At 56.6% G+C, this 19,130-nt stretch carries 19 protein-coding genes and 1 pseudogene; 7 read left to right on the top strand and 13 right to left on the bottom strand.

Going from position 1 to position 19,130, the window contains the following annotated elements:
- Nucleotides 1-98 precede the first annotated feature (98 nt).
- Nucleotides 99-242 (bottom strand): annotated as a pseudogene (locus QN370_RS01475) (hypothetical protein); the annotation flags it as partial.
- A 380-nt stretch (nucleotides 243-622) separates the two neighbouring features.
- Between QN370_RS01475 and QN370_RS01470 the strand changes: the two are divergent.
- From QN370_RS01470 to hslU, 7 genes are all read left to right on the top strand, one after another.
- Nucleotides 623-1,291: a DUF484 family protein gene (locus QN370_RS01470; RefSeq protein ID WP_322128962.1), complete on the top strand. Its 669-nt coding sequence runs from the start codon at nucleotides 623-625 to the stop codon at nucleotides 1,289-1,291.
- Nucleotides 1,292-1,306: 15 nt separating this feature from the next.
- Nucleotides 1,307-2,263 carry a tyrosine-type recombinase/integrase gene (locus QN370_RS01465; protein WP_322128963.1) on the top strand — a complete coding sequence of 319 codons (957 nt, stop codon included), beginning with the start codon at nucleotides 1,307-1,309 and terminating at the stop codon, nucleotides 2,261-2,263.
- Between the two features lie 115 nt (nucleotides 2,264-2,378).
- Nucleotides 2,379-3,404, top strand: a complete 1,026-nt coding sequence (locus QN370_RS01460; RefSeq protein ID WP_322128964.1) for a GTP-binding protein — start codon at nucleotides 2,379-2,381, stop codon at nucleotides 3,402-3,404.
- Between the two features lie 343 nt (nucleotides 3,405-3,747).
- Entirely contained in the window at nucleotides 3,748-4,152 is a 405-nt protein-coding gene (dksA, locus tag QN370_RS01455; RefSeq protein ID WP_322129207.1) for an RNA polymerase-binding protein DksA, read from the top strand.
- A gap of 565 nt (nucleotides 4,153-4,717) precedes the next feature.
- Entirely contained in the window at nucleotides 4,718-5,761 is a 1,044-nt protein-coding gene (locus QN370_RS01450; protein ID WP_322128965.1) for an STAS domain-containing protein, read from the top strand.
- Nucleotides 5,762-5,874: 113 nt separating this feature from the next.
- The gene (hslV, locus tag QN370_RS01445) at nucleotides 5,875-6,411 is read left to right on the top strand and encodes an ATP-dependent protease subunit HslV (protein WP_322128966.1); all 537 of its coding nucleotides are present in this window, start codon (nucleotides 5,875-5,877) and stop codon (nucleotides 6,409-6,411) included.
- Nucleotides 6,412-6,428: 17 nt separating this feature from the next.
- Entirely contained in the window at nucleotides 6,429-7,769 is a 1,341-nt protein-coding gene (gene hslU / locus QN370_RS01440; protein ID WP_322129208.1) for an ATP-dependent protease ATPase subunit HslU, read from the top strand.
- 32 nt (nucleotides 7,770-7,801) lie between these two features.
- On the opposite strand, the gene QN370_RS01435 is transcribed toward hslU, so the two are convergent.
- From QN370_RS01435 to gspG, 12 genes are read right to left on the bottom strand one after another with little or no spacing between them, the layout of a single operon-like run.
- Nucleotides 7,802-8,455 carry a hypothetical protein gene (locus QN370_RS01435; RefSeq protein ID WP_322128967.1) on the bottom strand — a complete coding sequence of 218 codons (654 nt, stop codon included), beginning with the start codon at nucleotides 8,453-8,455 and terminating at the stop codon, nucleotides 7,802-7,804.
- Nucleotides 8,456-8,510: 55 nt separating this feature from the next.
- Complete coding sequence (gene gspF / locus QN370_RS01430) at nucleotides 8,511-9,731, bottom strand: type II secretion system inner membrane protein GspF (protein ID WP_322128968.1); 1,221 nt, start codon at nucleotides 9,729-9,731, stop codon at nucleotides 8,511-8,513.
- Nucleotides 9,732-9,734: 3 nt separating this feature from the next.
- Entirely contained in the window at nucleotides 9,735-11,159 is a 1,425-nt protein-coding gene (gene gspE / locus QN370_RS01425; RefSeq protein ID WP_322128969.1) for a type II secretion system ATPase GspE, read from the bottom strand.
- A 20-nt stretch (nucleotides 11,160-11,179) separates the two neighbouring features.
- The gene (gspD, locus tag QN370_RS01420) at nucleotides 11,180-13,372 is read right to left on the bottom strand and encodes a type II secretion system secretin GspD (RefSeq protein ID WP_322128970.1); all 2,193 of its coding nucleotides are present in this window, start codon (nucleotides 13,370-13,372) and stop codon (nucleotides 11,180-11,182) included.
- Nucleotides 13,372-14,106: a type II secretion system protein N gene (gene gspN / locus QN370_RS01415; protein WP_323581657.1), complete on the bottom strand. Its 735-nt coding sequence runs from the start codon at nucleotides 14,104-14,106 to the stop codon at nucleotides 13,372-13,374. Before gspN ends, gspD begins: the two co-directional genes overlap by 1 nt.
- A gap of 52 nt (nucleotides 14,107-14,158) precedes the next feature.
- Nucleotides 14,159-14,704, bottom strand: a complete 546-nt coding sequence (gspM, locus tag QN370_RS01410; RefSeq protein WP_322128972.1) for a type II secretion system protein GspM — start codon at nucleotides 14,702-14,704, stop codon at nucleotides 14,159-14,161.
- Entirely contained in the window at nucleotides 14,701-15,951 is a 1,251-nt protein-coding gene (gene gspL / locus QN370_RS01405; protein ID WP_322128973.1) for a type II secretion system protein GspL, read from the bottom strand. The genes gspM and gspL overlap by 4 nt, the downstream gene beginning before the upstream one ends.
- 17 nt (nucleotides 15,952-15,968) lie before the next feature.
- Nucleotides 15,969-16,979, bottom strand: a complete 1,011-nt coding sequence (gene gspK / locus QN370_RS01400) for a type II secretion system minor pseudopilin GspK (protein WP_322128974.1) — start codon at nucleotides 16,977-16,979, stop codon at nucleotides 15,969-15,971.
- Nucleotides 16,976-17,638 carry a PulJ/GspJ family protein gene (locus tag QN370_RS01395; RefSeq protein ID WP_323581662.1) on the bottom strand — a complete coding sequence of 221 codons (663 nt, stop codon included), beginning with the start codon at nucleotides 17,636-17,638 and terminating at the stop codon, nucleotides 16,976-16,978. Before QN370_RS01395 ends, gspK begins: the two co-directional genes overlap by 4 nt.
- Nucleotides 17,631-18,005 (bottom strand): type II secretion system minor pseudopilin GspI, encoded by a 375-nt coding sequence (gene gspI / locus QN370_RS01390; protein WP_322128975.1) that lies wholly within the window; start codon nucleotides 18,003-18,005, stop codon nucleotides 17,631-17,633. The genes QN370_RS01395 and gspI overlap by 8 nt, the downstream gene beginning before the upstream one ends.
- A gap of 7 nt (nucleotides 18,006-18,012) precedes the next feature.
- On the bottom strand, nucleotides 18,013-18,498 hold the full coding sequence (locus tag QN370_RS01385; RefSeq protein WP_322128976.1) for a GspH/FimT family pseudopilin: 486 nt from the start codon (nucleotides 18,496-18,498) through the stop codon (nucleotides 18,013-18,015).
- Between the two features lie 9 nt (nucleotides 18,499-18,507).
- Nucleotides 18,508-18,972 carry a type II secretion system major pseudopilin GspG gene (gspG, locus tag QN370_RS01380; protein WP_322128977.1) on the bottom strand — a complete coding sequence of 155 codons (465 nt, stop codon included), beginning with the start codon at nucleotides 18,970-18,972 and terminating at the stop codon, nucleotides 18,508-18,510.
- Nucleotides 18,973-19,130 lie beyond the last annotated feature (158 nt).

The raw sequence follows: 19,130 nt of genomic DNA, 5'->3' as shown, positions 1-19,130 counted from the left end.
ACACACAGCGAGGTCGGTTGCGCGACGCGGGAAGCAGCTTCGAACGGTATGTGGCTACCGATCAAGAGCCAGGCTTCGTCTTGCTGTTGATGCGCAGCGCGATCCAACCAGTACAACGCTGTCGTTGCACTTTTTGGCAAACCTGCGCCGCCAAACAAATAACGTTTGCCCAGCGCAAGTTGCGCGGGTGCCTGACCAGCACGTGCCGCCCGTATAACCAGTAACTCTTCCCGATTTGCCATTTTTCACTTCTGGTTGTGATTAATTAATATTCCTAGTTGCAAGGATTTATCACGAACACATACCAGACCATGATTAATATCAATGTTGTCTTAAATGCCATGGTGCCCGTATCATTTGATTACACTTACTGTGGCTATTTGGCCTGCCTCACAACGATTGAAGGCCATCGCGTGGACGATGCCGTTCTGAACGCGCCCCATCGAAAAATGGTAAGAGGAAGGGAATCAAGTGCTTCACGGAAGCCACTTTCATCAGCTGCACCAACTTGCGAATCCGGCACTCCGATGTCGGTTAGAATTCTTCCCATCATTTCGCAGGCACCCATCCGCTCGAAGCGACGAGTGGAGGCGCAGCGAGATTCTTATAAGAACGCCATCCCATGACATGCAAACTTGACGCAGGCGCCATCGCCGAATACCTGGAACAAACGCCCCAATTCTTTGAAGACCATGCCGAACTGCTGGGAAAAATCAAATTGAGCAGCGCATTGGGCGGACGCACACTGTCGCTGCAAGAGCGGCAAATGGAGATACTCCGGCAAAAAATCAAAACGATGGAGATGCGATTGGCCGAACTGACGCGCCTTGCACAGGAAAATTACGCCATCTCAGAGAAATTTCAGCAATGGACGCGTGCCCTGTTACTGGCACGCAGCGATGTGGACTTGCCGCATGCGCTAGTGGATGGACTCAAGACGCTCTTCTCGGTACCACACGCCGCACTGCGTCTCTGGCAGGTGGCCCCTGAGTTTTCCCATACCTGGTTTGCCGCTCCCGTATCGAAAGATGTTCGTCTCTTTGCCGGCAGTCTCCATGCGCCGTTCTGTGGCTGGAATAATGAATATGAGGCCGCAACATGGTTCGATGACAACCCGACAATTCAGTCAATAGCGATGTTGCCCTTACGCGTTGGCGCAGCGCCCGACGTGTTTGGCATGTTGGTACTGGGCTCGGCAGATCCGCAGCGCTTCACCGCTGACATGGCGACGGACTTCCTGGTGAACATTGGCACCACTTCCAGCGCAGCGCTGACCTGCCTGCTGGAATAAACAGCCGTATTCCGAATGGATATCTCTACGTCGGAACGGCAAGTCCATGCCTATCTGGATACGCTGAAAAATTTGCGCCATCTTGCGCCGCTGACGATCAGCAGTTACCGCAGGGATTTGGCTGAACTGTCGGCAATGGCTGCAACACTGGAGCCGCGACGCGAACTGACGGATCTCGCTTCGCTACAGATACGCCGGTTCACATCACAAATGCATGGGCGTGGGCTCGACCCGCGCTCGATTGCACGCAAGCTATCGGCCTGGCGCGGATTTTTCAGCTGGCTCGCTGAACAGGACGCGGTACACGTTAATCCTGTCGATGGCGTGAAGGCACCGCGGCGCGGCGCACCGTTGCCAAAAGCACTGTCCACCGATGACGCCGTGCGACTGGTTTCAGGCGCCGCTAACGTGGATATCGATCAGACAATCCAACATGGTTGCGATCACGCGATGTTCGAATTGCTTTACTCGAGTGGATTGCGCGTCTCCGAACTCGCAGCACTCGACATTCGTTACACAAAAAATATTCATCACCAATCTGTCGGATGGATAGATATTGAAGGCGCTGAAGTCATCGTCACAGGCAAGGGGAGCAAGATGCGCAGCGTACCGGTCGGACGCGCTGCGCTGTCGGCCATTGAACACTGGCTCGCCATGCGGAGTTCGGTCGCCAATGCGGATCCCGATGCACTTTTTCTGAGTACACGCGGCAGCCGCATTTCGGTGCGACTGATCCAGCTAAGACTGAAAGCGCATGCGATCAGGATCGGCATACCAGCCAACGTGCATCCCCATGTATTACGTCACTCGTTTGCTTCGCATTTGCTGCAATCATCGGGAGACCTGCGAGCGGTTCAGGAAATGCTGGGCCATGCCACGATCACCTCGACGCAAGTGTATACCGCGCTGGATTTCCAGCGGCTAGCGCAGGTTTATGATGCGGCTCATCCTCGCGCCAAGAAAAAGTCTTGAATTGAACGTGTCAGTCATCCAAATGACCGTGCACCGATCGGCTATTGGAAATTTGGAAAATGCCTCCATCTCCCAAACTATAACCATTGAACGCTCACGCGCATAGAACTGATCCATGGCTCTCATTCCTACCACTATCCTGACCGGGTTTCTCGGTGCCGGTAAAACGACGCTACTCAATCGTATCCTGCAAGAACCGCACGGTTTTCGTATTGCCGTTATCGAAAACGAGTTCGGTCCTGAAAATATCGACAATGAGATTTTGGTACAGGACAGTTCCGAACAGATCATCGAAATGAACAATGGCTGCATCTGCTGCACGGTGCGCGGCGACCTGATTGTCGGCCTCACCGCGCTGGCAGCACGTCGTGATGCGGGCGAGTTGCAATTTGACCGGCTCGTCATCGAAACGACCGGACTGGCCAACCCCGGTCCAGTTGCACAGACATTCTTCATCGATGATGCTGTCGCCAGCCAGTACATGCTTGATGCAGTCATCACTGTCGTCGATGCCAACCACGCCATGCAGCAACTCGATGATCACGAAGAAGCACAGCGCCAGGTGGGCTTTGCTGACCGGATACTGATTTCCAAAAGCGATCTGGTAACCGATGAAGCAATGCAACGATTAACCGCACGTATCCGGCGGATCAATCCGCGTGCAGCCATCGGCAAGAGTGCCTTCGGCATGACCCCGATCGGAGATATTCTCGACATTCGGGGCTTTAATCTCAATGACAAGCTCGATATCGACCCGGCTTTCCTGGCCAAGGAAGAGGACCACGATCATGACCATGATTGCAATGAGCATGCAGGTCACGATCATCACCATTCAGGTCACACGGACGACATCAAAGCGTTTGTATTTAAAAGTTTGCGCCCCTTCGATACGGCACGACTCGATGACTTTCTTGGCGGCCTGGTGCAGGTATATGGCCCACGCATGCTGCGCTACAAAGGTGTGCTGGCCGTCGATGGCGCAGACCGAAAAGTGTTGTTTCAAGGCGTGCACCAAATCATGGGAAGTGACATTGGTGCACGATGGGGAGATACCGAAAAACGGGAAAGCAAGCTGGTTTTTATCGGTAAAAACTTACCAGAAGAAATTTTTATTCATGGTCTGGAACAGTGTTTGGTATAAACTGTCGAAGACAGCTTTGTCGAGCTTGGCTGTCAGCATTCGAATCAGCCGCTGATGCTACAAATTCCGCCTAGAAGTGACGTAAGTGGCAATACCCAGGGAAGACCGTCACGAACAACAACTTCATGGTGTTTTTCTGATCATATGCTGCATCATCCAGATATACCAGCTAGTTGCAACAGAGCGCTTTAGAGCCTAAGCGCCCCAATCCGGCACAACTCTGCGCATTAACAATGCCAGCGCTGGATTTGAGGGTAATATCCAACGAACTGCAGTCTCGAAAGTAACCGAAGTGGCAACCAAAACAACCAAAACAAATTCTTCAATATCCTCCGACGGTGCTCTGATGACCGAAGAGCAATTGCTCAAGATGAGCGAGAAGGATTACATGAACGAAGCGCAGTTGGCTTTCTTCAAGGCACGTTTGCAGCAACTCGAAAAAGATCTACTTAAAAACGCCGGAGAAACCACCGAGCATTTGCGCGAAACCGTACTAGTTCCTGATCCGGCCGATCGTGCGACGATCGAAGAGGAGCATGCGCTGGAACTGCGGACACGTGACCGTGAGCGCAAACTACTAAAAAAAGTACAGCAGTCGATTGGGATCATAGATAGCGGAGAGTATGGCTGGTGCGAGGAAACGGGTGAACCAATCGGCATACCGCGCTTGCTGGCAAGACCGACAGCGACGCTGTCACTGGAAGCGCAACAACGACGCGAATTGAAACAAAAGCTTTACGGTGACTAAGCCACAGCAATGTTTTGACAGCTCATTCGATACGAGTATGGATAAGTGAGTCGGTACCAATTCAGACGAACTCACCAGGACGAAGCAAGAGAACTAAGCACCGCACGATAACGATAAAAGAACTTAAACGATAGATAAACCACGCACGCACGCGCGTACTTTCACATTTTTTGCGTCTGACCAACCTTTCAGGAATGCCGTGGGTTTTTTTTCATTTCTAGGCAAAAAAAATCAACGAGAGATTTCTCCACTCTCGGAAATTGACGCGCCACGGCGAAAGCGAGGCGGCGCTATCGTTTCAGTTGACTCAGCACTCACCGCTGAACGCGCTGCAAGTTCCCAAGGTATACAAAGAGATGCCGCACGCAAAACCGCGCTAAAGATTGACGCGATTGAAAGTGAGATGTCGTACGAGCTGACTCGCCCACCAGGGACCTTGCCAGGTCTCCATGACGTACCGACACGGCAATCCCCGGGTCAGACTGGAACCGTTCAAGCGAGTGCTGGCAACGCACCGCAACAAGGTGCCAGTGACGCATTCCTCGACACGCTGCCAGGACTGGCCATGTCGACAGACTTCATGCTCGGTGGCGACGTCGGCCTCCATAAAGTTGAATTACCCTTCTCTGAAACCGCACCGATCATTGAAGAAGCAGCGATCTTGTTTGCCAACGATCAGAATGAAATCGTTGAAAGCATGTTGCTCGACGCGATAGAAGACAACCAGACCGGCGACGCATCACGTACGGTATGGGCCATGCTCTTCGACCTGTATCAAATCACCGGGCGCCAAGCCGCATTCGAGAAGCTCGCAGCCGATTTTGCGAACAAATTCGAATGTTCGCCACCGACTTGGATTGCACCCGTGCAGAAAGAGTCAGATTCCATTGCCGCAGCACAGCCAACCCGCGCCCCTATCGCGCTATCCGGCGATCTCGATGCATCCATTCAAAAGCAGCTCGAGCGAGTCCGACAATTAGCCGTTGGTAATACGCAAATAAAACTCGATGTCACTCGTCTGACCGCCATCACCAGCGAAGGCTGCCAGATGTTGCTCGTGACACTAAAACAGTTGAAGGATGCAGGGTGCGTCGTAGAACTGATCCATGCCAGCGCATTCTCGGACCGGATCCATGCAAGGTGTGAAACGGGTCGCCGTGGCGGCAACGAAGCAGATTGGCTTTTACTTCTGGAACTGCTGCAATTACAAAACAGGCAACAGGACTTTGAAGACACCAGTATTGATTACTGCATCACGTTCGAAGTCTCGCCACCAGCTTTCCTCAGTCCACCCGAGGTGTCCGCCATCACGACCAACCGACCACCGACACCGGAAAACGTTTTTATGATGCCGGTCTTAGTCGATGGCAAGGCCGACCTGATCACCAGGATTACCCAGTTCGCTGCCCAGCACAATCCTGCAATCATCGATTGCAAGCATCTTGCGCGGGTCGATTTCAGCGCGGCGGGGCAACTGCTCAGTTGCCTGGCACCACTGGCCGCGAAAGACCGTGTCATCGAACTACACAACGTCAACCAACTCGTCACAGCGCTGTTCAATGTCATGGGTCTACGCGAAATCGCCCGCATCACTCCGCGCAAAGAATAGCCGCTGCAGCGACCCTGGCTTGCAATCGCCCGCACCAGCCCCATTTTTAATGTTGACGTAGCGATGCGGCTTGTCCTGAGCCAGTTGCTGCACAAGACTTTTGAAAGGGTGGCATGGAACAATTTCACGGAACGACGATTCTTTCTGTCCGACGCGGCAATCTGGTCGCACTAGGAGGAGATGGCCAGGTAACTCTCGGCAATATCGTCATGAAGGGCACCGCTCGCAAGGTGCGCAAGCTCTATAACGGCAAGGTGCTGGCAGGATTCGCCGGCGGAACCGCAGACGCGTTCACACTGATAGAACTGTTCGAAGCCAAGCTCGAAAAATATCAAGGTAATCTGATGCGCGCCTCGGTCGAACTGGCCAAGAACTGGCGCACCGACCGCATGTTGCGACGCCTTGAAGCGATGCTGCTTGTGGCGGATCACGAAACCACGCTGGTCATCACCGGCAATGGCGATGTGCTGGAACCCGAAGACGGCATCGGAGCAATTGGCTCGGGCGGTGCGTTTGCGCAATCCGCCGCCAAGGCACTGCAGGAAAATACAGACTTGTCTCCCGCCGATATCGTTCGGAAATCGCTGACGATCGCCGGTGAGCTGTGTATTTACACCAACCTTTCCCATACGATCGAGACGCTGGAATGACCTCTACTCCTACGCTGATGAACATGACCCCGCAAGAAATTGTGACCGAACTCGACAAGCACGTCGTTGGCCAGGCCAACGCCAAACGCGCGGTCGCCATTGCGTTACGCAATCGCTGGCGCCGCCAGCAAGTTGCCGAACCGCTGCGTCACGAAATTACCCCAAAAAATATCCTCATGATCGGACCGACCGGTGTCGGCAAAACCGAGATAGCGCGCAGGCTTGCGCGTCTCGCCGACGCCCCCTTCATCAAAATCGAAGCGACCAAATTTACGGAAGTCGGCTATGTCGGGCGCGACGTCGACACCATCATCCGTGACCTCATCGACATCGGAATCAAGCAGACCCGTGAATCCGAAATGCGCAAGGTCCGTGACCGCGCAGCCGAGGCTGCCGAAGAACGGGTCCTCGATATTCTGGTGCCGCCGGCACGCGATTTTGGCATCCAGCCAGTGGCGACGGACGGGACACCTGCTGCCGGTAGCACGACCCGCCAAACTTTTCGCAAGCGCTTGCGCGAAGGATCGCTCGACGATCACGAGATTGAAATCGAAGTAGCCGATAGCGGCCCGCAAATGGAGATCATGGCCCCACCCGGCATGGAAGAAATGACCGAGCAGATCAAGACGATGTTTTCTGGCGTGAGCGGCAACCGCAAGAAATCGCGCAAGCTCAAGATCAAGGAAGCGCTAAAGCTGTTGATCGAAGAAGAAGCTGGCAAGTTGCTCAATGAAGACGAGCTCAAGCAGAAGGCAATCAATAATGTCGAGCAGAACGGTATCGTATTCCTTGATGAAATCGACAAGATTGCCAGTCGCTCTGAAACGGGTGGTGCCGAGGTTTCGCGTGCTGGCGTGCAGCGCGACTTGCTGCCACTGGTCGAGGGCACAACGGTCAACACCAAATATGGCATGATCCGCACCGACCATATTCTGTTTATCGCGTCAGGTGCTTTTCATCTGGCCAAACCGTCCGACCTTATCCCCGAATTGCAGGGGCGTTTTCCGATTCGGGTCGAACTCGAATCCCTGTCGATTGCCGACTTTGAACGCATCCTGACAGGAACCGATGCTTGCCTGACCCGGCAATACCAGGCCTTGCTGGCGACCGAAAATCTGACGGTCACCTTCACTGACGAGGGTGTCCGCCGGCTGGCTGAAATCGCCTATTCGGTCAACGAAAAAACCGAAAACATCGGTGCTCGCCGCCTTTATACGGTGATGGAAAAACTGCTCGAAGACATGTCGTTCGATGCTACCCAGCGCAAGGGTGAAACGGTCGAGATCACGGCACCTTATGTCGACGAGCGACTTGGTGCGTTGGCCATCAACGAAGATCTGTCGCGTTACGTGCTCTAGTTGGCGCGAACAGACTCGGACCAGACTTCCATTTACCTACCGCGCTGATTCGGGTTATTCCCACCCATTCCTGGCGGTATGCCCGGCGGGACATTGGGAAGTGTCCCGGGGGCCTGCTCTACGCTCGAGGGCGGCATCACCGGCAGGCCCTGCTGGTCTGCCGGTGTCACGAACGTAGCAGGCATCGCTGGTGCCACTGGCACCGGCACTGGCTGCTGAGCAGGTACGGGCCGCATCATCAACGGCGGCGATACGGCAGACAAATTCACTTGCTGCATGGAGGTCTTCGATCCCTCCTGCAACTCGACACGCTTGACGATGCCGCCTTCTGACAACAAGACATACTGGTCGTGAACTTCCTTGACGATCACGCCAGGAATTACTTCACTGTTGACACCGCTGGCCACGGGCGGCTTGCCGTCAGCTATCAAGATCGCGACACTTTCACCTGCATTGCCAGCAACCACCACACCCTTGAGCTGAAAATTGCTAGCCAGTGCCACTTTTGCCGCACGCCCGCCGAACAGCCCTGCAGCCGCGTCCAGTGAGGCGTCGCTCCGAGCTGGCTGAACCACACCGACCGTCGGTCTTTGTGGCGGCTTCATGAATTGCAGCGTCCAGTAGGTCGCTGAGGCACACAGCGCCATGAACAACAAAAAACTGGCGACTAACGACACGCGCTTCATGCGATTCCTTCCGGGTGCGGCCAACAGCTTGAGAGAGTTACACGGATAGTCATCATCACCTCACCAGCTGGTTAATTTCAATAATAGGCATGAGTACCGCCAGTACAATCAGTAGCACGACCACACCCATCGCCAGGATCAGTGCCGGTTCGAGCAAGCCGGCGATAGTGAGCGCACGCCGCTCCAGATCTTGTTCCTGAGCATTCGAGGCTCGCTCCAGCATTGCCGGTAATTCGCCGGTTATTTCACCGGCACGAATCATGTGGATCAGCATTGGCGGAAAGTGCTTGTGTGCCGACAACGCACGTGCCAGGCCAACGCCTTCGCGCACACTGTTGGCCGCCTCCTCAACCTGCTGTCGCATGGCGATATTGGACAGCGTATCCCGGCTGGTCTGCAGGGCGCGCAAGATCGGCACACCGGACCCGGTGGTGATGGCCAGCGTACTGGCAAACCGCGCCGTGTTGAGGCTGCGCTCGAACTTGCCATACAGTGGTGCCGTCAGCAGCCAGGTATGCCAGCGCAGCTTGATATCGACGTTTTTGAGCGCCGCGCGCCAGGCAAACGCGAATGCGACAACCACGATCAGCACCATCCATCCATAGTTGCGCACGAAATCCGACACGGCCAGCATCATGATGGTCAGCAATGGCAATTTTTGCTTGGTGTTGGCAAATACCGAAACAATCTGGGGCACCACATAGGTCAACAGGAAAATCACGATGGCGAAGGCCACCACCGTGACGATGGCCGGATAGGTGAAGGCTAACTTGACCTTCTGGACCAGCGCATTGCGTCGTTCGATATAGTCGGCCAGGCGCGACAACACCTTGGCCAGCTGGCCAATTTGCTCGCCAGAGGCGACCAGCGCACGATAAATATCGGCAAAGTCGCGTGGATGATGCGACAGCGCATCCGACAGCGACGCCCCACCCATGACTTCCGAGCGGATCGACGCGATCAGGTCACGCAAATAGGTGCGTTCAGCCTGCTCCAGCAGGGCCGAAAAGGCCTGCTCCAGCGGCAAACTGGCTTCCAGCAAGCTGGCCAGTTGCCTTGTGAACAAGGACAGTTCGTTGGTTGATAATTTATCGCCAAAACTGCGTGCCTTGGTCTGACCAGACTCATCGACCTGGGAGGTAATCGCACCCACCGTGATCGGCGTCATGCCCTGACTGCGCAGATCCGCTCTGGCAGCGCGGGCGCTGTCGGCGTTGAGTACGCCTTTTTTGGTTTTGCCGTCATCGTCGACGGCTTCATAGCGAAATGCCGGCACGCGTTAATCCTTTGTGACGCGCAGCAATTCTGCCTGCGTGGTGACGCCGTTGATGAGCCAGCGCTCACCGTCTTCGCGCATGGTGCGCATACCATCGCGCTGGGCCGCATTGCGGACATCGGCTTCCGAAGCCTGATTATGGATCTGCGCCCGGATCGCCTCGGTTGTACGCAGCAATTCGTAGACGCCGACGCGTCCGTGGTAGCCGGTCTCACCGCATTTTTCACATCCGGCTGCTTGCCAGTACGTGCCGTCGAAAACGCGGCACTCGGCGCATAACTTGCGCACCAGCCGTTGCGCCACGACACCCAGCAAAGACGACGACAACAGGAACGGTTCGATCCCCATGTCGAGCAAGCGCGTGACGGCGGCCGCCGAATCATTGGTATGCAGGGTAGCCAGCACCAGATGGCCGGTCAGCGAAGCTTGCACGGCAATCTGTGCTGTTTCGAGGTCGCGGATTTCGCCGATCATGATGACATCCGGATCCTGCCGCAAAATCGCCCGCAACGCCTTGGCGAACGTCATGTCGATACGCTGGTTGACCTGGGTCTGACCCACTCCGGCCAGCTCGTACTCGATCGGATCTTCGACAGTCAGAATGTTGGTGGTCGAGACGTTGAGCATCGACAGCGCGGCATACAGCGTCGTGGTCTTGCCCGAACCGGTCGGGCCAGTCACGAGCACGATGCCGTGGGGCTGGCTGATCAACTCATCAAACTGCGGCATCACCGTCTCGCTCATGCCGAGGTGTTCCAGGTCAAGTCGACCGGCTTCCTTGTCCAGCAAGCGCAGTACCGCACGCTCTCCGTGTCCTGTCGGCAGCGTCGAGACACGCACGTCAACCGGCTTTCCACCAACCCGCAGGGTGATCCGACCGTCCTGCGGCAGACGCTTTTCGGCAATATCGAGCTGGGCCATGATTTTGATACGCGAAATCAACGACGCGTGGATGGCTTTCTTGGGACGTACGACGTCGCGCAGCGTACCGTCGATACGAAACCGCACCACTGAAATTTGCTCGAATGGTTCGATATGGATATCCGAGGCCCCTTCGCGCAATGCCTGCGTCAGCAGTGCGTTGATCATCCGGATCACCGGCGCGTCATCGGCCGATTCGAGCAAATCCTCGACCGCAGGCATGTCCAGCATGAGCTTGTTGAGGTCAAGGTCAGACTCGTACTCGTCGATGACTTGCGCCGCATCGCCACCGGAACCGGCATAGGCACGGGCAATGGCCTCTTCAAGTTCGCCGTGCGGCATCGAGCGCAATTTGATGCGACCGAAGCGACGGCTGACTTCGGCCACCGCCGTGGCCTGAGTGGCATCGGACACCCAGACCTCGACAGCACTATCGGACGTCAGGCGATGCGCCAGCAACGCGAAGTCGCGGGCAAAAGCAAACGGTAAAAGTCGTGCATCTATCATGGCGGCTCGTTGAAATCAGGTTAATTCTGGATCGGTGCCGGCTCAGGTGTCACCTTTGGCGGCAGTCCCATCGCTGGCGCAATCGGGCGAACCATGTTGCCACCGCCCGGCATGCCGTTCTCCAGCACCGGCAAGGTCGGTGTGGTCATATTCGGCAGTACCAGCGATTCGGCCGGTTGCGATTGCTGCTGGACCTTGCGCATCAAGTCGTACCGGTCACCGGACAGACTGAGGCTTTGCTCGTTACTGCGGATGATGGTCGGCCGCAGGAACACCATCAAATTGGTCTTGGTGCGATTGCGTTTCTGGTACTTGAACAAGTTGCCGACGACTGGCAAATCACCCAGTCCCGGCACGCGCTCATTACCGTCTTCGAGCGTGTCTTCGATCAAGCCACCGAGCACAATGATCTGGCCGTCATCGACCAGTACGTTGGTGTCGATCGAGCGTTTGCTGGTGATGATGCCGGCCGTATTTGTCGAACTCTGGACCGCCGAGGTTTCCTGGTAGATCGCCATCTTCACGGTGCCGCCCTCCGAAACCTGCGGCCGCACGCGCAACTGCAAGCCCACATCCTTGCGCTCGACGGTCTGGAACGGATTGACACCGCTACCGCCGCCGGATGCCTGAGTCGTGTACTGACCGGTAATAAACGGTACGTTTTGGCCGACAATAATGCGGGCTTCTTCGTTATCGAGCGTGATCAGGTTCGGCATCGACAGGATGTTGGTTCCGTCATCCGATTCCAGCGCCCGCGCCAGTGCGCCGAGTCCGAGCGCACCATTAATCTGACGGAACACGCCCAGCGTCAGACCGGCACCAACAGCAGGAACCGTGCCCGCCTTGGCAGCGGCCGCGAGGCCGGCGATGTTATCCGTTGAAAAAGTACTGGCTGCACCCACCCGATAATTACTGTTTGAATTGCCGGAAAGTCCAAGCCACTGGATGCCGAATTCAGCCGCCTTCTTGGCCGAGACTTCGACGATCAGCGATTCGATATAGATCTGGGCCCGGCGCACATCAAGCTGGTCAATGACGACTCGCAAGTTGCGATAGACCGCTTCGCTGGCCGTAATGATCAGCGTATTGGTCGTTGCATCGGCCTGGATAAAGCCAGCAGCACTTCCGCCCGCGCCACCTGAAGAAGACTGATTCGACAACGAACCGCTTTGTTGCAATGGCTGCATGCTGCTGCCAGTCATGCCGCCGCCCTGGCTCTGACCGAAGCCTTGCTGTTGCTGCGATTGCTGCTGCGATTGCATTGGCGATTGCTGCTGTGGTGCCGACGTGTCGTTGGTCATCACCGAGCGCAAGGTTTGCGCAAGCTTGGTCGCATCGGCGTTGCGCAAGTACACCACATGGACGTTACCGGGTTGCGCGGTCGGCTGATCGAGACGGGCAATGAGCGACTTGGCCAGATTGGCGCGTGCCAGCGACGGCGCACGAATGACCAGCGAGTTGGTGCGACTGTCTGCCAGCACACTGATCTTGCCACCATCGGCCATGCCTACAGTGGCGCCGGAATCGAGCAGACGCGTGACAATTTGCGCAAGGTCACTGGCGATCGCATAGCGGATCGGAATGATATCGACGTCGCCGCTGGCCGGCGCATCCAGCGAGGCGACGATCTTGCCGAGGCGACGCAAGTTATCAGCGTAATCGGTGATCACCAGCGAGTTGTTACCGGGGTTGGCGTTGATCGTATTGTTCGGCGAAATCAGCGGCCGCAATACCGTCACGAGGTTGGCAGCCGATTCGTAATTAAGTCGAAAAATCTGCGTTGCAATCTGATCGCCCTTGACGTTGAGTCCTTGCGACGGACCCGCCTGCAATTTCGCATCGGCTTCCGGCACGACCTTGGCGAAGTCCTCGCCGATCACCACTGCATAACCCTGCAAGCGCAGCGCCGAGGTGAGCAGACTGAAGGCTTGCGCTTTTGTTACCGGCTTTTCTGACACCAGGCTGATCGTGCCCTTCACGCGCGGATCGATGATGAAGGTCATGCTGGTGTATTGTCCGACGGCCTTGATCACGGACTCGATATCGGCCCCGACGAAATTCATCACGGCAGAACCTGCTGGCGGATCGGCGGCCAGAAGTGGTTGCGGGATGCCAGCCACTGCGCACAAAAGCAGAGCCGCGGCACTGATCCGACGCCATCTTGGCTGGATCGGGGAAATAGAGTGGTGTGTGTGCACGAGGTAATTTTCCATTATTTAAACTCTAACGCGATAACGTCGCGGTCACCGTCTCGACGGCGCCGACCCAGCAAATTGAGCAGATTGGACAACTGGTCTGCATGCCCTGCATCGGCTTCTGCCATGCCTGAAAACCGCAGTCGGCCGTCGGCAAACGAACCATTTCCAGAGAGCAGTAATGGTCCGCTTCGGGTCTTCAATTGCAGCGTGGCTTTACTACCTTGCCAATCCATCTGTACGGTGTAACTGCCCAGCGGGCGGACCGGCGACATCCGCGAAGCGACATCACGCAAGTCCAGCGTCGTGCTGCCGATCAGATCAACACCAGGACCGTTGCGCGCCAGTTCCAGCGGCCCCCACGACAACTGCATCACGCCAGACGGTTGCACCGTGTTGAGTGGTGCGCCAAGCCCGGCAAGTCGTTCTGCCGGCAAGGTCAGCACGGCCGGACTCACTGTCCAGGCGCTCCAGCTTCCCGTGACCTGCACCGGACTCGATAATGCAGCCGGATTTTCCAGCGTCAAATCGACCACCCCCACCAGCACCAGCGGTGACAATTGCCATGAAAATCGGCCAGGCAACAGCGCCGTCACCGGTTCGTTGTCGCCCGCTGCGCCGCCGATGAAGGCAGACCCGCGCCACAACGAGCCTTGCGGATCTCCCAGTATCAGGCGACCGGCGGTCTGTTTTTCAAGCAGTCGTGCCATCCAACTGACTGGGCAAAACACCAGCACCGTCAACACCATCATGACTATTCCGGCAAGTAGCCACAATGCGACACGCGGCCAGCGCCGCGCTTGTTTACTCACTCCGGCTCTCGCTCTTTAGCTGGCGCAAAGTGAGCGTTGCATTGACTGTATCGCTCGCCGTTTGCGCAGTGATATTCGCATCGATGACCGACAACCGGACGGTTTTTTGTACTTCCCCGAGCCAGTCGACCAATGCGGCAAACGACACCGATGACAACTGGATACGCACGACGTCCTCGGAGACCACCACGCTTTGCGGTTTCAGTCCGCGCGTGGCGAGCGACGTGTCCATGATTTCCTTTGACAACAGCGGCGGCGGCGGCGCGATGTTGGCCGACAGCGCTGCGGCATCGCGTGACAGTTGCTGCATCTCGGCCGCCTTTTGGCGCAACTCCGGCAGGCTATTGCGCAATTGCTCGCGCCCTGACAAAGCGGGAGCGATCAGCAACAGGTACAACAGTGTGAGCAGGAGCACGCTGCTAATGACCAGCAACTGCTTGCGCTCCTGCGCACTCCGGTCATTCCAGAATGTCGCTGCGGATTCGCGTGCGCCCTGGATGCTGGTCCGCAAATTGGACGTAGTACTCGAATTACTCATTTGCTACTCCTGATCTGCCAGACACCGGCATTTTGTTGCGACAGGCTGAGCTGACGCTGCGCCAGTGCGGCCTTGATCTGCTCCAGAGGCGGTTGTGCGTCGGGCTTGAGCTTGATCTGCAAGCCACGGTCGTGATACTCGATGCCGGCAATCACCAGCGACTGTCTTCCTTGCATGACGCTATTCCAGGCATCACTGAATGCGGCCAGCAAGCTCGTGAAATCATCTGGTGCCGCCTGGCCGGACGCGCGCTGTCCGGCAGCGATTTTCTGGCGTAGTTGAACGATGGGATCAATGATCGCGGTCTCTTTTGGATACGCAGCCCTGTAAGTCCGGATCATGCTGGCTTGCAGTACGCTCGCTTCGCGCTGCATACGCAACCAGTCGACATTGAGTGCCGTCACATTAATGAGCAGCGTCGCGACGGCAAGACCGATGGTCCACCGCCACGGTCCCAAATTCAGGCCACTGCCTCCGGCCACACCAAGGCCGCTCATCAGGTTTAACGTCACACCGCGTGCAGTGGTCACCCAGCGCAGCCAGTTGTCGGGGAAAAGCGTAATACGCTCATGCTGCCCGTCGTCCAGCAATGACTGGCAAGTCGGCACACTGGATGGAGTGAGGTACAACGCCATCGGCGCTAGCGGCACCACCGCACATAGCGTCTGCAGGGTGTCCTGCAACGCGCTCTCTACCTGGTCCGGCAATACCGCGATCCCTATGCCTTCCTGTTCGTTAAGACGGATCACCAGCTCCAGATCTGTCGCATGCTCGAGCATGACAGCGGACACGACACCAGGTTGGTACGGCACGCACAGTTGTGCCGGCAAAGCGCTGAGATGACGCGCACCCTGCGCGGTAAAAAATTGCACAAGTCGTTCCAGCCAGGACCGCTGCACGACAGCGACCGTGCGCAAACCGTCGGCCATCGCGCCGGCGACAATCACGCACTCTGCCGGGTCCGACATCAATTTTTCTTCCAGCATATTGGGTAGTGCGGCGCGTAGTCGCGCGGGCGACAGCGGTGGCACGCGAATGCGCAACAGGGTCACGTCGCTGGCAGCTAGCAGCAGCGTGACGCGCTCTGACTCGGCAATGACAGCACGCAAATCGGCAAGCTGCGACGCGCCCTCTTTCTGAATCGCACCACCGTCGGTGACCAGCGCGTATGCGCATCCTGACTGGCCAAGTTCGTCGAGGCGTTCGGCTTCGGCTTTAGGTAACAAGCGAATGTAGAGTGTGCTCAAAAGGTTCCGTTCGCTTTCTAGGTTTCTCGGGTCCAGAGGATCGTGACTGCCGACCCGCGTCGCTGCACTAGCGACTGTATTTCCAGAACCGCATTATTGAGCTTCACTTTGCCATTAACCAGAAAGTACTCGGTTTTGACGTCGAGGGAAACTGCGCTGGTTGCTGGTGTTGCATTTGTTGCTGGCAGGCGATTGTTGAAATCAGCAGTATCCCTGAAATAGGCGCGTTCACGGCTGGCCACCAGCGTGCCAGCATCCGACAGGCTCAATCTAGGAATGACCGCAGACAAGACTTCGGCAGAGGCGGTATTGACATTGATCTTGCTCTCGCTAAAAGGCAGCACAATGACGTGATCCTTGATTTTAAGCAAAATTTCTTCTGTAAAACCGGGGATGGCAAGCAAGTCATCAAGCTGACTCAGCGGCATCATGTGCGCACTGGATTGCGATTGGGTGGCGGTAGTGCTGTCCGGTGTGGGATTGCCCGATCCCGTGTTCGCCACGACGGCCGTTGGTGGCTGACGTACCGTTAAAAGGTAACTCACGGTCGCATTGACCAGTGCATTGGCCGAGGAAATTCTGAGGTTGTTGAGCAACTTTGCAAAAGCGGCCACATCGGCAGGACTGAGCGCGCCACCATTGCGTACCAGGGCATTCACATTCAACCGTGACTGCGCGTCGACGATATAGCCGGACAGCGCAGCGCTACTGGCATCGGCATCCTGCTTGCCGTTTTCAACAAACTCATCGAGCCGGACTTCTTCCAGCGGGATGGCCCAGGGATCGCCAAGGTAATCGACCTGGTTGGTATCCGACCGCAGAATCAGGCTCGACCAATCCAGCGCTCCACGCAAGATCCATTGTTTCTGCAACTGGGTACGCTGATTTTCGATCGAGCGCACCTGCACCTGCTGCTGCCAGAACAGACTGGCCACGATGGTCACCGCCAGCGTCGTCAGCAGCAAGGCCGTGATCACGGCAACACCGCGTTGCCGTTGTCGGTACTGGCACAGATGGGATGGGGTCATACCGCCCCCAGTAAAAATGCCTTGACCAGCAAGGCTTGTTGCCCATGAAGCTGCAACGTTACTTGCAAGCCTTTCATCGCCATCCGACCTGGTGCCACCGTACCCGGCGGCGGGGCAACGCCATTATTTGCCGTCGCGACAGGCTGCACCATGCTCCACGCATTGCCGTCCCATGACTTGACCGTCATGGCATCGATGCCAGTCTTGAGGGTCACGCTGTTGCTGTTGTTCGTGTCAGCACTGGCCGCCTGCCAGAACTGGTCGAGCTGATCGAGGTCGCGTGTTGCATCGGACTCGCTGCGCATCAACGCACCCTGACGCAGTCGGTAGGCGACTACTTGCAACCTGCTTGGCTGATTTTCAGCATAGACCTTGCGCACGATCAGCAAACGCCCCTGATCCGATAGCAAATTGGGGCGAGTACCAAGCAAGACGGCGTCGGCAATCAGGCCGCAATCACTTTGCATCTGCGCGAAGGCCAGTTGCATGCCATGCGTCTGTTCGAGATCACTGGTCAGTGCGAGGCGTGCTCGGACGATGCTGTCGAGTCCACGCCAGCCGAGTACGGCGATCACACCCAAGATCGTGATGGCGACCAGTAACTCGATCAGCGTGAAACCACGCCGCGAATGCCGGGGGGAGAGAGGCAATTTAAGCACTGACAAGTTGATTCAGCTTGATGATGCGACGGGACGGTAACAACACATCGTAGACACTCACTTCGACCCGACGGAAATTGATATTCGGGGTCGACAGGACTTCCTGTTCGCACACTAGTCGCATTTCGGCCTGCGGGCATTCGAATACGGTTTTGCCGAGTGGCGGATAGATGTGCGCGAGACGGATCTCAGTCAAGCGATTTTCGGCCGACCACGTCGCCATCATGGCGGCACGCAAGTCGTTGCTGTTCTGGGTAAGACTGCCGACGGCACGCAAACTGGCACCAAGCGCGGTGCCGACGATAACGAGCGCAACCAGCACTTCCAGCAGCGTAAAACCAGCACAACGGGCGCGATATCCGGGCATGCTCATCTCAGTCCACCACGAAGTGGCCGATGCCATCGGCAGAAATATCGACCCGCGCATCCTCGGCTTCCAGCGTCAGCACGAACGGCTTGTCGACCGGCTCGCGACCAAAAACGATGCGCATCGGACCACTGACAGGCGGAAGCGGCGGATTAATCAGCAAGGTCAGTGGCGCGCGCTTGAATTCCCTCTCGCGCAGCAAGTCGTCTTTGTCGATCACCTGCCAGACATTGTCTGTACGCACAAGAAAGCGATAACGCTGCGCATCGGCTTCGAACGCCACCGGACTGTTGCGCACAATCGCTTCATCGCGGGCAAGCTGCAGCAGCAACGCGATACGCCGGGCATCGGTTTCCAGCACTTGCCGTGCGCTAGGCATCGCATTAAAAGACACCACTCCCAGCATCACACCGGCGATCACCATGACGACCAGCAGCTCCAGTAACGTAAAACCCCGCGACTGGTGACTGGCAGAACGAAAATGGCTCAGCATCGCGGTGGGCTACAGGTCCCAGGAACCAATGTCGGCATCGTTACCTGCACCACCGCTCTGACCATCGGCACCAAACGAAAAGACGTCGACTTCTCCCTTGATCCCGGGCGACAGGTACTGATAGGGATTGCCCCATGGGTCTTTCGGCAACCTGTCGATGTAACCACCCGTTTTCCAGCCACGCGCTTCCGGACCGCTGGTCGGCTTACTCACCAGTGCGGACAAGCCCTGCTCGGTAGTCGGATAGCGCTGATTGTCGAGTTTGTAGAGCTTCAAGGCCTGCATCACGGTGGCAATATCCTGACGGGCAGCGGTGACGCGTGCATCGTCGGTACGCCCCATCAATTTCGGCACCACCAGTGCAGCAAGAATGCCCATAATCACGACAACAACCATAATCTCGATCAGAGTGAACCCTCGTGCGGCAGCAGCACGGAGCGTGTGACGATCAGGAACATGAAAAGCAGTAGTCATAGGAATGGGGTGTTGGATTGTGGATTGAGTTTAAGTATAAGGGAAACGCTCCCGGCACCAAGTCAAAACTGGTCGGCGTTGCCTGCCTAATCGTCGATTGCGCAACGATACCAGCGATATGAGTGCGATATAAGTGAAAAGTGCCGCACTGTAAGCCC

It is taken from the genome of Actimicrobium sp. CCI2.3 (assembly GCF_035019065.1).
Lineage (GTDB): Bacteria > Pseudomonadota > Gammaproteobacteria > Burkholderiales > Burkholderiaceae_D > Actimicrobium.
This window is presented reverse-complemented; position numbering and strand designations above follow the sequence as displayed.